Annotated in this window: 15 protein-coding genes and 1 tRNA gene; 8 read left to right on the plus strand and 8 right to left on the minus strand. The window is 74.8% G+C overall.

Annotated elements, in window-relative coordinates; genetic code table 11:
* The first annotated feature begins 11 nt into the window (after positions 1-11).
* The gene (locus tag O7606_RS01295) at positions 12-2516 is read left to right on the plus strand and encodes a hypothetical protein (protein WP_281597133.1); all 2505 of its coding nucleotides are present in this window, start codon (positions 12-14) and stop codon (positions 2514-2516) included.
* A 148-nt stretch (positions 2517-2664) separates the two neighbouring features.
* A complete protein-coding gene (locus O7606_RS01300) occupies positions 2665-3462 on the plus strand; it encodes an alpha/beta fold hydrolase (RefSeq protein WP_281597134.1) in 798 nt (265 codons plus the stop codon).
* Positions 3463-3732: 270 nt separating this feature from the next.
* Here the strand turns inward: O7606_RS01300 and O7606_RS01305 are convergent, their stop codons facing one another.
* Together O7606_RS01305 and O7606_RS01310 are read right to left on the minus strand one after the other, a co-directional pair.
* Entirely contained in the window at positions 3733-5892 is a 2160-nt protein-coding gene (locus tag O7606_RS01305; RefSeq protein WP_281597135.1) for a hypothetical protein, read from the minus strand.
* A gap of 41 nt (positions 5893-5933) precedes the next feature.
* A tRNA-OTHER gene (locus tag O7606_RS01310) sits at positions 5934-6061 on the minus strand.
* Positions 6062-6198: 137 nt separating this feature from the next.
* Here O7606_RS01310 and O7606_RS01315 point away from each other — a divergent pair.
* From O7606_RS01315 to O7606_RS01335, 5 genes are all read left to right on the plus strand, one after another.
* On the plus strand, positions 6199-8745 hold the full coding sequence (locus O7606_RS01315; protein ID WP_281597136.1) for an FtsK/SpoIIIE domain-containing protein: 2547 nt from the start codon (positions 6199-6201) through the stop codon (positions 8743-8745).
* A 1-nt stretch (position 8746) separates the two neighbouring features.
* Complete coding sequence (locus tag O7606_RS01320; protein WP_281597137.1) at positions 8747-9583, plus strand: hypothetical protein; 837 nt, start codon at positions 8747-8749, stop codon at positions 9581-9583.
* A gap of 472 nt (positions 9584-10055) precedes the next feature.
* On the plus strand, positions 10056-10409 hold the full coding sequence (locus O7606_RS01325; protein WP_281597138.1) for a DUF6244 family protein: 354 nt from the start codon (positions 10056-10058) through the stop codon (positions 10407-10409).
* 300 nt (positions 10410-10709) lie between these two features.
* A complete protein-coding gene (locus O7606_RS01330) occupies positions 10710-11153 on the plus strand; it encodes a hypothetical protein (protein WP_281597139.1) in 444 nt (147 codons plus the stop codon).
* Between the two features lie 102 nt (positions 11154-11255).
* Positions 11256-11687 (plus strand): hypothetical protein, encoded by a 432-nt coding sequence (locus O7606_RS01335; protein WP_281597140.1) that lies wholly within the window; start codon positions 11256-11258, stop codon positions 11685-11687.
* Positions 11688-11890: 203 nt separating this feature from the next.
* Here the strand turns inward: O7606_RS01335 and O7606_RS01340 are convergent, their stop codons facing one another.
* The 4 genes from O7606_RS01340 to O7606_RS01355 all read right to left on the minus strand — a co-directional run bounded on the left by O7606_RS01340 (position 11891) and on the right by O7606_RS01355 (position 16661).
* Positions 11891-14062 (minus strand): tetratricopeptide repeat protein, encoded by a 2172-nt coding sequence (locus tag O7606_RS01340; protein ID WP_281597141.1) that lies wholly within the window; start codon positions 14060-14062, stop codon positions 11891-11893.
* 192 nt (positions 14063-14254) lie between these two features.
* Complete coding sequence (locus O7606_RS01345) at positions 14255-15532, minus strand: hypothetical protein (protein ID WP_281597142.1); 1278 nt, start codon at positions 15530-15532, stop codon at positions 14255-14257.
* A 76-nt stretch (positions 15533-15608) separates the two neighbouring features.
* Positions 15609-15734, minus strand: coding sequence for a hypothetical protein (locus O7606_RS01350; protein WP_281597143.1), 126 nt, complete (start codon positions 15732-15734; stop codon positions 15609-15611).
* Between the two features lie 138 nt (positions 15735-15872).
* Complete coding sequence (locus O7606_RS01355; protein WP_281597144.1) at positions 15873-16661, minus strand: AfsR/SARP family transcriptional regulator; 789 nt, start codon at positions 16659-16661, stop codon at positions 15873-15875.
* A gap of 320 nt (positions 16662-16981) precedes the next feature.
* On the opposite strand from O7606_RS01355, the gene O7606_RS01360 reads away from it, so the two are divergent.
* The gene (locus O7606_RS01360) at positions 16982-17293 is read left to right on the plus strand and encodes a hypothetical protein (protein WP_281597145.1); all 312 of its coding nucleotides are present in this window, start codon (positions 16982-16984) and stop codon (positions 17291-17293) included.
* Positions 17294-17400: 107 nt separating this feature from the next.
* On the opposite strand, the gene O7606_RS01365 is transcribed toward O7606_RS01360, so the two are convergent.
* On the minus strand, positions 17401-18273 hold the full coding sequence (locus O7606_RS01365) for an aldo/keto reductase (RefSeq protein ID WP_281597146.1): 873 nt from the start codon (positions 18271-18273) through the stop codon (positions 17401-17403).
* A gap of 88 nt (positions 18274-18361) precedes the next feature.
* Positions 18362-19954, minus strand: coding sequence for a GMC family oxidoreductase N-terminal domain-containing protein (locus O7606_RS01370; protein WP_281597147.1), 1593 nt, complete (start codon positions 19952-19954; stop codon positions 18362-18364).
* Positions 19955-19985 lie beyond the last annotated feature (31 nt).

The following is a 19985-nucleotide window of genomic DNA, read 5'->3' on the forward strand; positions in this document are numbered from 1 at the left end:
CCGTCGCGGGCGTGCTCGGGGTCGTCGGTTGGTGGGCGGCTCCGCCGCTGGTCGCGCTGGTCAGCGGGTACGCCGGCCGGTCCCTGGGCGACAAGGACAGCATCGCCAGCGTGGTCAGCATGGTCGTCGGCCTGCTGTCGTTGCTGGTCGCCGTGCTGTTCGGCACGCTGCAGCTGCGCCAGGGCGGTCAGCCGTCGGCGCTGTCCTCGGCGGACCGGCGGGAGCAACAGGCCGCCGAGCGGCTCGGCGCGCACCTGGGCCGCAGCGACCGGCTCTGGCGCATCGGCGACCGGCGGACGTCGGCGCTGGCGCTGCGGGTCCACCCCGCCCTCGACCCGCCTACGCCCCCGACTCCGGTCGAGCCGGACGTGTCGTGGTGGCGGCGGCTGGTCGGTCGGGCCGCCGTCGGCCCCGACCCGGCCCTGCCGACCTTCGTCCCCCGCGACCGGGAAAACGACGTCCGGCAGTGGCTGCGTGGCGCGCGGGACACGGGCGGGTTCCTGATCCTGGTCGGCAACTCCTGCGTCGGAAAGACCCGCCTGTTGTACGAGACGGCCCGCGCCGAGCTGCCCGACTTCACCGTCCTGGCCCCCGACCTCGGTGACGGGGGCCTGGTCGACGCCATCGCCGGGGCGACCTTTCCGCTGCCGAAGCTGATCGTCTGGCTGGACGAGCTGCAACGCTTCCTGCCCGGCCCGTACCTCACCGCGGACGCCAGCCCGATCACCGTCGCCACGGTCCGGCGGCTGCTGGACGCCCCCACCCCCGTGATCATCCTGGGCACGCTGTGGCCGCCGTACGCGGAGACCCTGCGCGCCGACATCACCGACAGCCCGGACCAGCCGCGTCCCGGCCAGCGGCGACCACGCTACCCGGAGGCGGTGGACATCCTTGACGACCGGCGGGTACGACAGCTCCGGCTGGACACGTTCTCCCGGGGCGAACGGGAGGCCGCCGCCCGGCTGGCGGGCGACGACCAGCGGTTGGCGGTGGCGGTGGCCGACCGGGACTACAACGTCACCGAGGCGCTCGCCGGCGCCCGTCAGATCATCGACCGCTACGAACGCGCCACCGACGAGCAGCGGGCGATCCTGCACGCCGCGGTCGACGCCCGTCGGGTGGGCGTCCAGTCCCCGCTGACCGCCGACCTGCTGCGCGCCGCCGCCCGGGGCCACCTGACCATGGTGCGCGCCGACGACGGCTGGTTCCCGGGGGCGCTGGCCGAGCTGACCAGCCGGACCCGACCGCAGGACCGGGCCACCGCCCCGCTGGGCGAGGTCGCCAGCGACGACCACCGCGCCGTGCTCGGCTACACGATCACCGACTACCTGCACCAGCGGCTGATCCGGCAGCGGCGGGCTGAGCGGATTCCCACCCTCACCTGGCAGGCGCTCGTCGCGCACGCCTCCGGCGAGGATCTCACCCGCCTCGCCGACAGCGCCATGCGCCGACTCCGGTACGGCCACGCGGTCGCCGCGTACCGGCGACTCGCCGACGCCGGACACCGGAACGCCGCCGACGAGCTCACCGACCTGCTCGCCGAGCCGGACCACGTCGAGCGGTTGCGGGCTGACGCCGATGCCGGGAGCAGGGAGGCAGCTCGTCGGCTGGCATACCTGTTGGCCCGGCGCGGCGAGACCGAGCAGTTACGGACCCGGGCGGACAGCGGGGACGGGCCGGCGGCGGCCATGCTGGTGGAGTTGCTGGTCGCGGAAGGCGACATCGAGCAGGCCGCGCGGCGGGCCGACGCCGGTGACGTGATGGCGAAGGTTCAGTTGGCGGACCTGTGGAGCGCCCGGGGTGACGGCGAGCGGCTGCGCGCCTGGGCGGACGCGGGGGATGTACTGGCCTCTGTCTACCTGGTGAGTCTGCTGGTCAGCAAGGGGGACGAGGCAGGCCTGCGGGCCCGTGCCGATGCCGGTGACTTCAACGCCGCCCACACCTTGACCGAGATTCTTGTCGATCGGAGAGAGGTGGCGGAGCTGGCGGCCAGGGCCTATGCCGGCGACGTGTACGCCCTCATCACTCTGGAGAAGCTGCCGCAGGCTGTGGTCGATGCCGGCGGACACGGCGCCGACGACGAGGCCCGGTCCGAGCTTACCGACTCGCTGACCGGGCAGGCCGACCTGGCAGCCTTGCAGGCTCACGCCGACGCTGGCGACCGGACGGCGGAGACCCGGCTGGTGGATCTGTTGATCAGGCGTGGTGAGGCGGGGCAACTGCGAACTCGGGCAGAGGCCGGCAGCTGGCCCGCCCAGCGGTGGTTGGCCAGGGTGTTGTCCTGGCACGGTGACGTGGACGGCCTACGCGTCAGCGCGGATGCCGGGAACGTGTACGCCGCCCACCGGCTGGTCGACCTGCTGGCCGAGCAGAACCGGGGGGACGAGCTGTTCGCCGAGGTGCTTGCCGGCACCAGCGGCGCGGCGCGGCACTGGCTCGGGCTGCTGGTCCGGCAGGGGCGGCGGGAGCGGGCGGCGCGGATCCGGCGGCACGGGCTGGACGACACCGACTCCTGAGCGCCGACCGCCGATCCCGGGTTACCCGGACGTAACTTGTCATTGACGTACGCGAATCATTGTCGGCATCATGGTGGCCACGATCGATCGGACGTCCCCCTCACCGTTCCCGCCACCTGCGGGGCCACCCCCACCGGAGGGCGCAGCCATGCTGCTCCGAAAGATCATCGCGGCCACCGTCACCGCCACCACGACCGCCGCCGCCCTGCTGCTCACCGTCCCCGCCACCAGCGCCACCGCCGCTCCCGCCGCCCCGGACCAGTCGGCCACCCGGGCCGCAACCGCCGCCGCCAACCCGGTCATCGTCGTCGGTGGGCTCTCCGCTGTCGCGGTCACCTACGAGCCGCTGGCCACGCGGCTGCGCGTCGACGGTCGGCGGGTGTGGATCTACCAGCTTCCCGGCCTCGGTCTCGGTGACATCGCCGCCTCGGCCCGCGCGTTGGACAGCTACGTCGCCCAGGTACGCGCGAGCGCCGGCGCGGCCACCGTGGACCTGGTCGCCCACTCCGAGGGCGGGCTGGTCTCCCGGTACTACCTGAAGAACCTCGGCGGCGTCGGCTCGGTCGGGCGGCTGGTCACCCTGGGCAGCCCGCACTACGGCACGTACGTCGCCGACATCGCGCGGTTCCTCGGCCTGGGCGACTGCCTGGGGGTGGTGGCCTGCCAGCAGATGACCATCGGGTCGGCGTTCCTCAACGAGCTGAACGCCGGGGACGACACCCCGGGCACCGTCCGCTACACCACGATCCGGACGCTCCAGGACGAGCTGGTCCGGCCCACCCAGAACGCCACCCTGGCCGACGGGGCGGTCAACGCGCTGGTGCAGTCCTGGTGCCCGCTGCGCGTCGTCGGGCACCTCGGGCTGGTGCTCGACGGCACCACGTACACGATGGTCCAGGACGCCCTGGCCGACCGCGCGGTCACCCCGAACTGCTTCGCAATCTGAGCCCCGCCCCGGGCCCGCCGGCCCGCCGGGGGCGGGCGGGGCGCCCGGCCGGCCCGGTATCCCTGATACGGGGGCGTCCCCCGACCGTGATACCACCGTTTCCCGGTTCCCGGCGGCGGCGATCGACGCCGCCGCCGGGAACCGGCCGGGCTAGCGTGGGGGCCGAGGAGAGCGCGGGCGCTGAATGCCAGATCCCCCGCCATGGCGGAGGTTCCCGAATCGAACGGAATCAGAAGGAAGCGCCCACATGGCCTCGGCCCCCCGCCGAGTCTAACCGGGGATCAGCTCACCGAGCCGGTCCAGAGTGTACGTCCGCGACCCGTCCGGCAGGCCCTCCGGCGCGTCGATCCCGACGAAGGTGACCGGCTCGTCCGGCGGGCAGGCGTCCCACATCGTCACCTCCGCCTTCGTGCGCCACCGGTCCAGCAGGTACGCCATGGTCAGGTGCCGCCGCTCGACAAGCGCGCGCACCCGGTCGGCCGTGCTGAAGGTGTTGCCCTCCACCCGGTTGAACGACGGCGTGCCCCGCAGGTAGAGGTGCAGCCACACGGCCTGCCAGCCGCGCCCGCCACGGACGAACACGATCGGCAGCGCGACCCGGCCCGGGCCGCGTAGCTGCGAACGCGCCCGCACGGTACGGGCGTCGAACGGCGCGCCGCGCTGGTCCCGGGCCCGGGTCTGGTAGCCGAACATCGACTCGGCGACCTCGGCGAACGACTCGCCCGCGTAGATGTTGACCTGCGGGACCACGTACCGCCCACGGACGGTCGACGGCACGTCGACGAACTCGGTCGCGCCGTGCTCCGCCCCGGTGACGTCACCGGAGTGCGTGACGCCGTCGTGGTGGTAGTTCGTCCAGGACACCTGGCCCGCGCTGTGGAAGTCGTCGTCGAGCAGCAGCACCGACAGGTCGTAGTCGGTGCGCCGGCTGGTCTGCCGCCAGTAGGTGAAGAACCGCAGCAGGTCACCCGGGACCCACGCCCGCGAGCCCCTCGGCAGCACCGCGAACCCGCCCTCGGCCGCCCGGCCGGACAACGGCAGGGCGATGTCGAGCGCCGCCGGATCCACCAGCAGCGGCCGGTCCAGCTCCGGCAGCCGGGCGCTGATCTCGGCGTCCAGCAGCGCGGACAACTCGGCCACCAGGTCGGCCGGCAGCGGCGGCCGGTCGTCGGGGCCGACGAACGCGGTACGCGACCGGGTCGGGTAGATGCGGGCCGACGCGGGCCGCAGCCGGTTCTCGACGTGTTCGCGCAACGAGAGCAGCACCCGACCCGACGCCGAGCCGAGCGCCCCGGTGACCGCGTCGACCACCGTGGCGCGTTCCGTCGCCGACGCCAGCCGCAGCAGCCGGTCGGCGGAGCGCAGCAGCAGGCCCGGGGCGGCCGACAGCGCCGACGCGGCCGTACCGACGGCCCCGGCCCGGATCGCCGCCTCCGCGCGGCCGGCGAGACCGGGCGCCCGCCGCTCGCCCCGCGCGACCGCGAACACCTGCTGCGCGTACGGCCACTGACCGTACTCGTGCGGGTGCAGCCGTTCCCCGAGCCGCTTCCAGCGTTCCGCGTGGCGCGCGACGTCCCCGAGCTTGTTCGGGTTCGCCCCGACGACCTCGTCCAGGGCGGCCAGCAGCGTCCGCCGCTCCGGGCGACGGAAGGCCCGGAACCGGGTGGGGGTGGTGAGCGCGGCGTCCCCGCCGGAGACCTGGCAGGCCAGCCGCAACACGTCGGTCGTGGTGTCCACGCCGACCAGCCGACGGCCGAGGACGAGCCGGATGCCGTTGAGGACGGCCCGGTTCTCCCGTACCGGGATCCCGGCCGGCTGGGGACCGTCCGCGCAGGCCACCGCGAGCTCGCCGAGGATCGCCAGGTCCGCCTCGCCCAGTGGCGTGACGCTGCCGGCCAGGGCCAGGTAGAGCCGCGTCGCCTCCGCCTCGACGGGGTCACCGAGGCGCAGCAGGGTCAACCGGTCCCCGGCGGCGGCGACCAGCTCGTCGTGCGCGGCCAGCAGCTCGGCGTGGCTGTGCTGGTAGCTGCCGTAGCCGGGCAGGTCGAGCAGGTTCACGCCGCCGGAGCGGACGGCGTCGCGCAGCCACGCGTCGGTCGCCGTGCCGCCACCGGCGAGGACGGCCGCGCGCAGTCGGTCCACCCAGAACTCGACGGTGTCCGGCACGTCGTCCGGGAAGCCGATGAAGTAGGCGTTGTGCCGCACGTGGTCGCCGACCAGCTCGCGTACCGCCGTGACGACCGTGGCGGCGAGGTCCATCGCCGGCCCGGGGGCCAGCGTGCCGACGTGTTCCAGCAGGGCCCGCGACGCCGAGAACCCGACGTCGAGCAGCGCCGCGTCCAGTTGCCGGGCCACCGCCGTGCCGTCCCCGGTCGCGCCGGCGCTGGCCGGCACCCGCAGGGTCTTCTGGATGACCAGCCTGTCGAGCACGGGACCCTCCCTTCCGAATCGGCGACGGACCACGTGACGCGTGGGTCGCCGGGGACTCGAACCCCGAACCCTTCGATGAGAAGGAGGAGAAGGAAGCGCCTCCATGACCGCGTCAGCGGAGGGCGGACGCGCTGCCAGCCGAATGCTCTGCCAGTTGAGCTAGCGACCCAGGCGTCGAGCATCGCACCGCCCGGTCGGCCCCGGCCAGCCGATTTCACCACGGTCAGATTGTCCACACAGGACTGCCGGCTGACCGGGTGGTCCATTATGGTTCAGAGATGACCGACGGTGATCCGGGGGTGACCGGTGGCGAGGTTCGGGTCGGCGTACCGGCAGGCGGTCGAGGCGCACCGGGAGGCCCGCGGCCGGCTCGCCCGGGTCGCCGGTGACCTCCACCGGCGGGCCGACGCCGACGACGGGCCGAGCGCCGACCTGACCGCCCGGCTGGCCCGGGTCGGCGCGGCCCTGGCCAGCCCGGTCCCCGGCGCGACCGCGTTGACCGCCGGCCCGGTCCCGGTCCGCCTCGGCGAGGCGCCCACCGCCGACGACGCCTTCCCGGTCGTCGTGCCGCTCGGCCGGGGCCGGCACCTGGCCGTCGACGCCGACGCCCGCGACCCGCGCGTCGCCGCGCTGCTGCGCGCCGTGGTGCTCCGGCTCGTCGCCACCGCCCGACCCGGCGCGGTACGGGTCGCCGGGCTGGACACCGCCGCGTTCGGCGCGACCTTCCTGCCGCTGCGCCCCCTGGTCGACGTCGGCGTCCTCGACCCGCCCGCCGGCACCGAAGCCGAGGTCGCGGCGGTGCTCGACGCCGCCGAGCGGCACGCCCGCGCGGCCCAGCACGCCGGCCCGGACGCCGACGGGCCCACCCTGGTCGTGGTCGCCGCGTCCCCGCCCGCGCCCCGCGAGCTGGCCCGGCTCGCCGCGCTCACCCACGCCGGCCCGAGCGCCGCCGTCTGCGTCCTGCTCGCCGGCCACCCGCCCCGGCAGGTCGGCCCGCCACCGCCGCCGCTGGCCGCCACGACCCGGATCACCCTCACCGACCAGCGGTACGCGCACGTCGGCGACCCGCCCGACCTGCCGTACAGCCCGGACGGCACCGGGCTGGCCGCCCCGGTGCTGCTCGACGGTGACCCGCCACCGGCCTCGGTCGCGGCGCTCGCCGAACACCTGGCCACCGCCACCCGGCGGCAGGCGGAGCCGACCTTCGCCGCCCTGCTGCCGCCCGCCCGCTGGGCCGAGTCGGCGCGCGCCGGGCTGCGGACCGTGATCGGCCTGGCCGGGCGCTCGCCGGTCACCGTCGCCTTCGACGACGCCACCCCGCACTGGCTGGTCGGCGGCCGGACCGGCGCCGGCAAGACGGTCTTCCTGCTCGACGTCCTGTACGGGCTGTCCGCCCGTTACCCCCCGGGCGAGCTGCACCTGTACCTGCTCGACTTCAAGGAGGGGGTCAGCTTCACCGAGTTCGTCCCCACCGGACGGGATCCGTCCTGGCTGCCGCACGCCCGCGCGGTCGGCATCGAGTCCGACCGGGAGTACGGCGTGGCCGTCCTGCGGGAGCTGCGTCGGGAGCTGGGCCGGCGGGCCGGCGCGCTGAAGCGGCACGGCGTCACCAAGCTCGCCGACCTGCCCCGCGCCGACCCGGCGCCCCGGATCGTGGCGGTGGTCGACGAGTTCCACGTGCTGCTGGCCGGCAACGACCGGCTGGCCCGGGAAGCGGTCACCCTGCTGGAGGAGCTGGCCCGTAAGGGCCGCTCGTACGGGGTGCACCTGGTCCTGGCCAGCCAGAGCACCACCGGCATCGAGGCCCTCTACGGCAAGGCCGACGCGATCTTCGGGCAGTTCGCGATGCGGGTGGCCCTGCCCGGCGGCGCGGGGGTGCTCGACCCGCTGAACCCGGCGGCGGACGCGCTGCCGGTCGGCTCGGCGGTGCTGAACACCGCCGCCGGGGCGGCCGGCGCGGACACCGTCGTCCGCTTCCCCGACGCGCACGCCGACGCCGCCGACCTGGGCCGGCTCCGCCACGAGCTGTGGCAGGCCCGCCCGTCCGGGTCGCGGCCACCCGCGGTCTTCCGGGGGTACGACGTGGCGCGGGTCGACGACGACCCGGACTTCGTCGGGCTGCGCCCGGACGCCCGGCGGCCGGTGGCGCTGGTCGGCCGGACCGTCGACGTGACCGGCAGCGTCGCCGCCCTGCCCATGGACGCCACCCCCGGCCGGCACCTCGCCGTGGTGGGCACCTCGCCGGTCGGCGCGCAGGTGCTGCGGGCCGCCACGCTCAGCCTGGCCCGCCAGCACCGGCCGGGCACGGCCCGTTTCCTGGTCACCCCGCTGGTCGCCGCCGCCGACCCGGTCGCCGCCGACCTCGCCGCCGCGCTTGTCGACGCCGGGCACCCGGTCGACCTGCTCGACGCCGCGGGGCTGCGGGACCGGATCCACGCGTTGGCCGCCCCACCGCCCGGGCCGCCGACCGGTCGGACGTACCTGGTGGTCTTCGGAGTGGACGCGGCCGGCGCGGTCCTCGGCCGGGCCGACCCGAGCATCTTCCGCTCCGGCTACGACGACCTGCGCGCCCTGCTCCGGCACGCCCCCGGGTACGGGGTGCACCTGCTCGGCTGGTGGCGGGGGCTACGCCGGCTCGCCGACGACCTCGGCGGCGCGCAGAACCGCGACGACGTGGCCTGCCTGGTGGCGCTGAACGTGCCCGGCGGTGAGTTGGGCCTGCACCTCGGCGTGACGGATCTGACGTACACGCCCCGGCCCAACCGGGCGCTGCTGGTGGACCGGCACGCGCAGCGCGTCGACCTCATCGTGCCGTTCGGCGGCGCGGAGACCGACCTGGACGGGGAACCCTGAGGTGACCGGCTTCGAGGGGCACGCCGCGTTCGAGGAGTATGCCGCGTTGGCCCGGGAGCTGTCCGCCCGGCGACGGGCCGCCGCGCACGCCGCCGCGGCCGAGGCACACCGGCTCCGGGTCCTGCACGACACCCTCGACCAGCTCGACCGGCGGCTGGCCGAGCAGCACGAGTGGCTCACCGGCCTCGGCGCGGCGATCGGCGTGCCCGGGCCGCCCGCCGGAGACGTCCCGCCACCGGCGGAGCACGCCCGCGTCCTCCCGTACCGGGAGCACCCGGAGCGGCCGGCCCTGCCCGACGTCGGCCCGGCGGCCCGGGAGTCCGCGCGTCTCCCCGTGTCCCGCGACCCGTTGTCTCACCGCTCCGCGCCCTCGGCGCCTGTCTTCCGGGATCCCGCGCCCTCGGCGCCTGCCTCCCGGGATCCTGCGCCACTCGATCCGGCGGAGGAGTTGGCGCTGGTCCGGCGGCGCGCCGACGACGCCGACCGGCACGGCCGGCGGGCCGAGGAGCTGGCCGGTCGGCCCCGGCTGCTGCCCGGCTGGTCACCGCAGGCCCGGGCGGCTGTCGTCTACCTCGGTTGCGTGGTCGTCGGGGTGCTGGCGGCCATCGTCCTCGGACACGCCTACGACACCGGCCGGGTCGACGGCTTCACCCTCGGCGCGTGGATCGCCGCCGGACTGCCGGCGCTCGTCTTCTTCGCCGGGTTCCTGCTGCTCGGCCGGTACGGGCGACCCGTCCTCGGCGGCGCGCCCGCCCCCCGGAACGCGAAGACCGGCTTCCTGCTCTGCTTCCTGCTCGTCCCGCTCGGCTACTGCGGCTACCTCACCCTGCTCGGCTGATCCTGCCCCGCCTCCCTCGGTCACGCCCGTGCCAGCCCCCGGCGGGGCGTTGGCGGGGCGTTGGCGGGTCCTTGATCGACTCCACTACCTGGAAACGGGTGCGTCCGTCGACGGCGATACCGCCATATCCAGGTTGTCTAGTCGCCTGACCCGGTCGTCGCCGACGCGGCGGGCCCTGGTACCGGCCGGTGGGATGGTGGTTCGTCAACTGCTGTCGAGCTGCCCCAGATATGGGGCACAGCCGGGAGGGAGGAGAGGTCAGGAGGTGAGGGGGAGGGAAGAAAGGGGGAGGGGAGGGGGGCGGGTGCTGCGGCACACTGCCGGGGTCTGCGCCCACCCCGTCCTATGCCCCTGTCGACACGCCCACCGCAAGGCTGGATCCCGGCGCCCGCCCTGGTGGACCCGCGTGGCCGACCGACGATTGTTTCGGCGAAGGACCAAGCGTCAAAGTACGTCTATCTATGGCGTTCTTGTGATCAACCTCATACGCTACGTGATGGTCGTCGCCGCGACCTGCGACGTCGGCCGCAACACTCCGGCTGACCCTGCGGGAGGACGTGTGAGTAGCGCGGCGGAGATGATCGCGAGGCTGAGTCAGGCCTCGCAGAAGCTCGACGAGGCGCGGGCCAAGACAGTGGCTGCCACCCAGGACGTCACCGAGGCGCGGACGCTCGTGGCCGCCGCGTTGGAAGGCGCCGACCCCGGTCCGTTGATCGGCGTCATCGACGCGTACGGCCAGGCGCTCACGCAGGCCGCGCAGAACGTCGGACCGGTGCGGCAGCACCTCCAGGAAACGATCACCAGGGCCCAGTCGTTGGGAAACTGACCCCGGGTGGTGGTAGCGCAGTCCGCCAGCCACCCGGTCAGCCTCCGGCGCGGCGGGACGGTCGCCCCGCCCGGCGACGTCGTCGGCGTGCGGCCGTCACGGACGACAGACCTCCACGGCGTCGGCGGATCAGCGCCGAGTCGGTGGGTTTCGGCACCGGCGTCGCGACTCTGGCCTGGGCGCCCGTTGCGGAATTCATGCCGCTGGCAGTTAAGGCGGTAGGCAGCTCACTTCTGGCCGTCGGGGGTGCGGTCACTGCCGGGATGGCTCTGTGGACGAAGCGACGAGAGGACCGCGGCAATGAAGATCGATGATCGGGCCGAGTCGTTGATGCGTACGGCGACCTACGCCGCCGTGCGACAGGACCCCGCGCAGCTCGACGAAGCCCTGAAGAGTTTTCCGCCTGACGAGGTGGCCCGTCAGGCGGTGGAGCTGGCCCTGGCCGTGATCCTCTTCGTGCTGACCGACATCCACCACGGTCGCCCGGACGACGACGAGATCCGGGAGGTCGTGGACGAGATCGTCGAGGACGAGAGCTGGGCGCGGCCGACCACGGCGGAAGTGTGGGACTTCCTGTCCCGACTGGTACGTGGCGAGCCGTTCGCCGACGCCGTGCCCCCGGAGAACGTCGTCGTGCTCGCGTTCGTCTGCGTCGCCAACCTGCTCGCCGCCAACCGGGAGGATGACGAGAAGTGGTGGGACTACCTGGACCGCGCGGAGGCGGCGATCGAGGCGGCGGGGTGAGGTGTGGCGCGTACCGATCTTGGGCAGTTACCGTGCTAAGTGGACAGTGGCCACGCGTCGCACGAGGGGCGTCATGGTCGGGCGGGGACGGGAGGTCGTGTGATGGATGTGCGGACGGGCAGGTCGGGCGGGGAGTTGGACGGATTCCGGGTGGGGTACGTGCCGGCCGGGGTCGGTGACCTGGTCACGGACTTCGCCACCGAGTGGGACGACGTACGGTTCGTCTCGCGGGTGTGGGAGCGGGAGACCGGAGAGGGCGCCCGGGTGGACCTGCGGGTGCACGTCCTGCGCGGTGGTCGGCTCGCCACCCTGGCCGATCTGCGTGCCTTCCTCGCCGACTACCACGAACGCGACGCCGACGACCCGACGCTCACCGAGTTCCGGCACGGTGACTCGGCCGGCCTGATCGGTCCGGCCGAGGCGTTCTGGCTGGTCGAGCCGGGCGTGGCGGTGGACGTCGTCGCCACGCCCGACGCGGTCGACGCCGAGGAGCTCGCCGCGGTGGCGCGGACCGTGTCACCCGTCGCGGGCTGACGTCGGGTCACCGGGCAACCGTGGCGAGCGCCCGGCCGGGCAACCGTGGCGAGCGCCCGGCCGGGCAGCCGTGGCGGACGCCCGACCGGCCGCCCCGGGAGGCGGTCCGGCCGGCGGGAGAGGCGGTCCGGCCGCCCCGGGGAGGCGGTCCGACCGGCGGGGGACAGAGGAGGCGGACGGACCGGGGCGGCCGGTCGGGTGGGTCAGGCGGGCAGCAGCCGGGCGCGGTGTTCGCGTACCTCGGCGGCCAGGTCCGGGTCGGCCGCCGCGCACGCCTGGAAGTCGGCGTCGGCCTCGGCGTGCCGGCCGGCGTCGGCGAGCGCCAGGCCCCGGTTGAACCGGACGGCCGGATCGTCGTCGAGCGCCAACGCGTGGCTCAGGTCGGCGACGGCCGCCGCGAGGTCACCCTCCTGGTAGGCCGCCGCGCCCCGGGCCGCCCAGGCGGCGGCGAGCGTCGGATCCACGGCCAGCGCGGCGCTCAGCGTCCGCCGCGCCTGCGCCAGATCGTGTTCCAGCTCCAACTGGCCGCGTACGCAGAGCAGGTACGCGTTGCCGGGGGCGAGGTCCAGCCCGGCCCGGACGTCCGCCCAGGCGCCCTCGGTGTCGTCGAGCGCCTGGCGTAGCCCGGCCCGGTTGATGCGCGCGTCGAGGTGCTCCGGCTCCAGGTCGAGCACCCGGTCGAAGCCGGCCAGCGCCGCCTGAACCGCGCCCAGCTCCAGCAGCACGTCGGCCCGGTTGTAGTGCACCTCCGGGAACGGCGGGGAGAGGCGGATCGCCTGGTCGTAGCTGGCCAGGGCCTCCTCGTCGCGGCCCAGCCGGCGTAGCAGACCGCCCCGGTCGAGGTGGTACTCCACATGGTTAGGGTCGACCTCGATCACCGCGTCCAGTTCGGCCAGCGCCTCCTCCCGCCGGCCGAGGGCGGCCAGGAGCTGGGAGCGGTTGTGCCGCAACACCGACCGGTGCAGGTGGTGCTGCCCGGCCCCGAGCGCCTCGTCCAGCTCCGCCAGACCCCGGGTGACCAGGTCGAGCGCCTCGTCCAGTTTCCCCTCGTGCATCGCCACCAACGCCAGCCCGTTGCGGTTGAAGACCAGGTGGGCGGCGCTCTGCTGGCGGTCCGGGGCGAGTCGGGCGTACGCGATCGCGGCGTTGCACCAGGCGCGGGCCTGCCGGTGGTCCCGCTCCCCGGTCTCCAGGTGCCGGGTGTAGATCATGCCGGTGGCGTACGCGGCCTGCATGTGCACCATCGCGCTGTCGGTGTGCGCCCGCGCCTCGTCGTAGAGGGCGAGCGCCTCGATCGGGCGACCCAACGCCATCAGCGACGTGGTCATCTTGGTGGTGAACGCCCACCAGTGCTCCATCTGCGCGGACCAGTCGACGAGTGCCCGTCCGCGCGCCCCGTACTCCAGGGTGGCGTGGTAGAAGCCCAGGTTGACGCAGTACTCCAGCGCGTCGCGCAGCGCCTGGACGCCGGCGGTGGCGGGCGCGCCGCCGCGTTCGCGGTGCAGCGTGACCGCGCCGAGCCGCCACGAGCGTTCGCCGGTGGCGAGCAGCTCGTCGGCGCGGGCGTCGTGCAGGTCGGCGCGGACCGCCGCGGGCAACGTCCGGTACGCGGCGAGCACCGTCGGGTCGTCGTCGACGCAGTCGCCCCGGACGTACTCCCGGGCCGCTTCCGTGCCGGCCGCTTTCATGCCGGCCGGCTCGACGCTGGTCTCCGCGTTGCTGGCGGCCACCCCGGTCGTCTCCGCGCCGGTGGGTCGCGGCAGGTCGGCGAGCGGCCCGGTCCGGTCGCCGTCGACGGGGGCGGCGTACCGGCGCAGCGCCGGGCCGAGCGGCGCGGCGGCCGGGCCGGGCGGCTCCTCGACCGGCGCGGCCGTGGTGGCCAGCCGCAGGCGCAGCCGGGTGGGGTCGGCCCGCCGCAGCAGCACCGCGAAGAACTCCCGGTCGGTGGGGTCGGCCTCGTGCAGGTTCTCCACCAGCAGGCAGCGCGGCCCGTCGTCGAGATGACGCAGCCAGGCGTCGAGGAACTCCACCAGCCCGTGCGCGAGCCGCAGGGTGCGGGCCCGGGGATAGAAGCGGGTGCGCTCCTCGGGCACCGCGAGCGAGGTCAGGGTCTCCCGGGTGGCCGGCACCAGCTCCCGCAGCTCCGGCGCGACGGAGAGCAGCTCGATCTCGTGCGCCGCCACGAGGTCGGGGCGTTCCGCCAGTACGGTCGGGACCAGCCCGCGCAGCAGCGCGCCGACGGCGGTGTACGGCCCCCGCAGCCACCGGTGGGCGTCCAGGTCGGCCAGGACGGGAGCGTCGAGCCCGTCGGCCAGCAACCGTCGTCGGTCACGGTGTCGGGCGGCCCTGATCCAGCGGTGCGGAGTCGGTTCCATGGCTCAACCTCTCGTAGGCGGCGCGGGCCCGGGGGCTCGGACCGCCCTCGCGGCGGGTACGGGGATACGGGTGCGGGACGGCGGCCGGCTCAACCGCTCGTGGTGTGCCGGTCGTGACGCCGGCCGGGCCGGCCGGTCGTGACGCCGGCCGGGTCAGCCGAGCCGGTCAGCCGAGCCGGTCAGTTGAGCCGGTCAGCCGGTCGGGTCTGCCGGTCGTGGCGCGCCGGCCCGGCGTCGGTTGCGGACGACCAGGTAGCCGACGAAGGCGAGCTCCGCGACGCTGAGCGCCAGCACGACGGCGGAGTCGACCAGGTTGCCGACGCCGTGGCGGCCGTCGAGTTCGGCGAACGCCTCGGCGACGAAGTCGACGGCGGCCGGCGCCACGGCGAACGCCAGGGTGGCCAGGGTGGCGGCGTACCCGACGACCATCAGCCAGGCGTACCAGCGGGCGGCCCGGCGGTCGACGGGGTGCCGGGCCGCCCACTGCCGGTCCAGTCCGGGCCGCCCGGTCAGCCTGCGCAGCCGGTGCCGCAGCAGGACGGTGGCGCTGCCGTGCAGGTCGACCGTGCCGAGGACCAGGGAGAGCAGGTAGTACAGGTCGGTGCGCAGGTAGAAGAAGAACTGCCAGGCGACGCGCAGCAGGGTGCCGAAGCCGAGCGCCAGGCAGATCCGGGCGGTCAGGGGCAGCGTGCCGTCCGGTTCGCGCAGCGCGGCGGCGGCGAGCGTGAGCAGCGCCAGGACGAGCAGGTCGGCGCCGAGGCCGGCGAGCATCGGGACCCACCGTTGCCGGCGGGGCACGGTGACCAGACCGTCCATGCTGGTCTCGATGACCAGGTACTGCAGCCGGTTACCGAGACTGAGCCGGGTCCGCAGCCCCAGCCGGCGTCCGGCGAGGGCGTGCGCGGCCTCGTGCAGACCGATCAGCGGCCACTGGCCGAGGGCCAGCAACACGGTGACCAGGGTCAGGTACTCGGTGAAGAAGATCGCCCGGTAGTGCGGGCGCAGGTCGGGCTGGGTCACCGCGACGGCGACGGCGGCGACCAGCACGAGCGTGTAGCCGGCGACCGCGACGGGGGAGAGCAGCGCCGCCCCCAGCCGCTGCCACCGCACCGGCGCGTCGGGCTCCGCGCCGACGCCGGTCGGGTCGGTCGGGCCGGCCGGGGCGGTCGGGGCCACGAAACCCAGCTCGGCCAGGTCGGCGAGGAGCTCTTCGATGTCGAGCTCCTCGCCGTACGTGTCGGCGTACCACCGGGCCGCCGCGCGGGGCGTCACCCCCTCGACGAGGTGGCGCAACACCTGCGCGCCGTCGACCGGAAGCACCGCGTACGAGTCCGCCTGGGCGTTGCCGACGACGACGTCGTCCCCCTCGGGGAGGAAGGTCAACCGGGCCACCCGGACCGGCCGGTCGAGGTCGAACCGTGGGCCGGCGTCCTGGCCGGGCGCCTGGTCGATGTCGACGGTGCCGCTCATGCCGTCCTCCGGGAGTCGCCGTGGTGGGCCCTACGGGAACGCCGCCCGACCGGGTGGGTCGGGCGGCGCGACCCGATCAGAACGGGAAGCAGGTGAACGGGATGTAGAGCGCGTTCGAGGTGGTGGTCAGGCGGACCGGACCAGCCTTCCGAACGGTCACCTTCTTCATCGGCTTGGCCTGGGTTTCCGGGGTCTTCGCCACGATTACCTCCTCCGTAGGGGAACATTCCGTTGCGCATCGTGCCCGGGTGCGCTGAAAAGGCGCTGAAAGACGACTGAAAAGCGATCACAGGAGGGCCGGTGGGGGCGCCGTGGTGGATCCTTCAGCCAGCGTCGACGGTCAATTCACCGCCCACGGGGCGGGGTAGGCCCGCAGGGCCGTCACGGGCTGCCAGTCCAGGGCGCGGTCCCGCTTCAGGATGGCCTGGCGCAGCGCCTGGAGCCGGTGCCCCGGGTCGACGCCGAGCTCGTCACGCAGCCACCGTTGGGCGGCCCGCAGCGCCCCCAGCGCCTCGGCCGGTCGGCCGCACCGGTAGAGGGCGAGCCCGCGCAGCTCCCAGGCCCGCTCGTGCAGGGGGTGCTCGTCGGTGAGCGACTGCGCCTCGACGAGCACCCGGTGGTGCTGGCCCAGGGCGAGCCGGGCCGCGATCCGGTCCTCCCGCGCGGTGGCCCGGAGCAGTTCGAGCTGGCGGACCGCGCCCTGCACGACCGACGCGGCCCCGAGGTCGGCGTACGGGGCGCCGTGCCAGAGCCCGAGGGCGGCGTCGAGCCGGGTCAGCGCGACGTCGCAGCGCCCGTCGAGAAGCGCGGCCGAACCGGTGGCGACGAGGTCGGCGAACCGGTCGGCGTCCAGCTCCACCCGGGTCGGATCCACCGCGTACCCGCCGGGGTGGCGGACCAGCACGGCGGAGGCCCCCCGGGGCTCGCGGTCGGGTTCCAGCGCCCGGCGCAGGTGCCGGACGTAGGTGTGCAGCGCCTGCCGGGCGCTCCGCGGCGGCCTGGCCCCCCACACCGCGTCGACGATGGTGTCGTCCCCGACGACCAGCCCGTTGGCCAGCAGCAGCCGCGACAGGATGGTCTTCGGTTGGCGGCCACCCAGAGGGACGTTCTGTCCGTTGATGCTCGCCATTATCGGACCAAGTACCGAGATCTGCACGCACCTCGGTTTCGAGGTATCGAGGAAGACGTCGCTGGAACTCGCCGATTCGCGCATTCGTCAATGTTGTCGCCACCCGGGCCGACATCGCGTCGGACGCGAAGATATCTACGGGTGACTTATCCGGTAATCGCGCTCCACCGTTCGTCCGGACCTGCTGCTCCGGCGGCGGCCCCGGCCGGACCGCGGGACGGCGCCCCGGGCGGCGTCCGACACCCCCGGACCGCCGCGCTGTCCCGCCGGGTGCGCACAATGGTCGCCGACAACCACCCTCCAGAGAGGACGGGACACCCGTGAAGAAGAGGATCCTGGGCGCGGCGACGGCGCTGGCCGTGGCACTCGCCGGCTCCGCCGTGGCCGCCACGCCGGCCTCGGCCAGCGACAGCGGCGGCGCGATCTGCGTGCTCAACCAGAACACCTGGCTGCGGGACTCGCCGCACGGCGGCGTGCTGCGCACCCTGACGGCCGGACGCGGGTTCCGCTGGCACGGCGCCGGCGCCGACACCGGCAGCGGCGTGATGTGGATGTACGGGCACGGGGCCGAGGCCCCGACGCAAGACGGCTGGGTGCCCCAGGCCAACCTCTCCGGCTGCTACTGGCCGTAGCCGGACCCGCCGACCCGCCCTGCGCCCCGGCCACCCGGACCGGCCACCCCGGCGGCGGACCGCTCAGGGCCAGGTCGGCCCCGCACCGCCCGGCCGGCCCGGACCGCTCAGACGGCGCGGGTCAGCGCGTCGTACTCGTCGTCGGTGAGCGTCACCTCGGCGGCGGCCACGTTCTCCTCCAGGTGCGCCACCGACGACGTGCCCGGGATCGGCAGCACGACCGGCGACCGGCGCAGCAGCCAGGCCAGCGCGAGCTGCGCGGGCGTGGCGTGGTGGTCGGCGGCGATCGCGTCCAGCGGGCCGCCGGGGCGGGCCAGCTCGCCGGTGGCGATCGGGAACCACGGGACGAACGCCAGGTCGTGCCGCTCGCAGTGGGTCAGCACGTCCTCGGCCGCGCGGTTCGCCACGTTGTAGAGGTTCTGCACGGACACGATCGGCGTGATCGCCCGGGCCTGCTCGATCTGCTCCACGGTCACCTCGGAGAGCCCGATGTGCCGGATCTTGCCCTCCTGCCTCAGCAGCGCCAGCTCGCCGAGCTGGTCCGCCAGCGGCACCTTCCGGTCGACACGGTGCAACTGGTACAGCCCGATCGTCTCCACGCCCAGGTGACGCAGGCTCAGCTCGCACTGCTGGCGCAGGTACTCCGGGCGACCCACCGGCCGCCAGTCGTTCGGGCCGGAACGGGTCAGCCCGGCCTTCGTCGCCACGACCAGATCCTCCGGGTACGGGCGCAGCGCCCGCCGGATCAGCAGCTCGCTGACGAACGGCCCGTACGAGTCGGCGGTGTCGACGAACGTGACGCCCAGCTCCACGGCCCGGCGCAGCACCCGCACCGCCTCGTCCGGGTCCTTCGGGTCACCCCAGACCCCCGGGCCGGTGAGCTGCATCGCCCCGTACCCGAGCCGGTTGACCGGGAGGTCGCCGCCGATCCGGAACGTGCCCGACGCCGCCGCCGGTCGACTGCTGGTCTGACCTGTCATGATCCGGACCTCCGTTGGTCGTCGTCACCGTTTCCGCAGGTCAGTCTGCTCCTGCCGGATTCCGGCGGTGACGCGGGGCCCGTCGGCCCTACCGCAGCATCAGGTCGGCGGCCCGCCAGGCCAGCGCGGCCACCGGGCCGTTGATCCAGCCGGAGACCAGGGTCGGGAACACCGAGGCGTCCACCACGCGCAGCCCGTCCACCCCGCGTACCCGCAACCGGGGGTCGACCACGTCGGCGTCGTCCGGGCCCATCGCGCAGGTGCCGACCGCGTGGTAGCCGCAGTAGCCGTGCGCCAACGCCGCGTCGATGATCTCCCGCTCGTCGCGGGCCGCCGGGCCGGGCACCGTCTCCGCGACGATCCGGCGGGCGATCGGGCCGGTGGCGAAGAGCTCCCGCATCCGGCGGAACGTCGCCACCGCCACCCGCCGGTCGTACGGGTCGGTGAGGTAGTCGACCCGGATCCGGGGCGGGGTCTGCGGGGTGGGGCCGGTGATCTGGAGGCTGCCCTCGCTGCGCGGTCGGCTCACCGCGCCCAGGCACATCAGCCCGGCCCGCCGTTCCAGCTCCAACGCCCGGCCCGGACGCCGCGGGGCGGCCGAGAACGGGGCCATCAGCAGGTGCGCGTCCGGCCGGTCGGCCTGCGGCGACGAGCGCAGGTAGCCCGCGATGTCGTGCACCGGCAGGGCCAGCGGACCACGCCGGCCGACCAGCCAGCGCAGCGTCGCCAACGACTGCCCGAGGACGTTGTTCAGCAGCGGGTTGTAGCCGACCTCGCCGGCCAGTCGGTACTGCAACGTCATCATCCGGTGCTCCCGCATCCCGGCGCCCACCCGGGGCCGGTCGGCCACCACCGGCACCCCGACGGCCCGCAGCACGTCCGCCGGCCCGATCCCGGAGACCTGGAGCAGCTGCGGGCTGGCGATCGCGCCCGCCGCCAGGACCACCTCGGCGCGGGCGGCGTGGTCGACGGACCGCCCGCCCTGCCGTACCCGCACCCCGACCGCCCGCCCCCCGGCGACCAGCACCCGCTGCACGGTGGCGCGGACCGTGACGGTCAGGTTCGGCCGGTCGCGTACCGGGTGCAGGAACGCGTCGGCGGCGCTGACCCGGCGACCCTCGGCGATGGTCGCCGTGGTGTAGCCGATCCGCTCGTCGTCACCGCCGTCGTCGAGGTCGTCGACCCGTCGCAGCCCCTGCGCGACCCCGGCGGCGATCATCTCCTCGCCGAGGTCGTCGGCGTCGACGACGGTGGACAGCCGCAGCCGCCCGTCCGGCGGGGCCGACCCGGCGCCGGCGGCGGCGCGGTGCTCGACGCGGTCGAACACCGCCGCCATGGTGTCCCAGCCCCAGCCGGGGTTGCCGCGCCCGGCCAGGGCGTCCCAGTCGGCCGGGCCGCCACGGGCGTAGATCATGCCGTTGATCGAGCTGGAGCCGCCGACCAGCCGGCCGCGCGGCCACACCTCCTCCCGCCCCGGGCCGGTGACCGCCGGGTAGCGCCAGGTGGCGTCCCGGTCGTCCATGAGCTTCGAGAAGCCTTTCGGCATCCGGACGAAGAGGCTGCCGTCCCAGCCGCCGGCCTCGACCAGCAGCACCCGGACCGCCGGGTCGGCGCTGAGCCGGTACGCCAGCACGCAACCCGCCGTGCCCGCCCCGACCACGACGTAGTCGAACTCTCCCACAGTGGACCTCCGACCGACGCGGCGCGAACGG

It is taken from the genome of Micromonospora sp. WMMD882, assembly GCF_027497255.1.
Taxonomy (GTDB): domain Bacteria; phylum Actinomycetota; class Actinomycetes; order Mycobacteriales; family Micromonosporaceae; genus Micromonospora.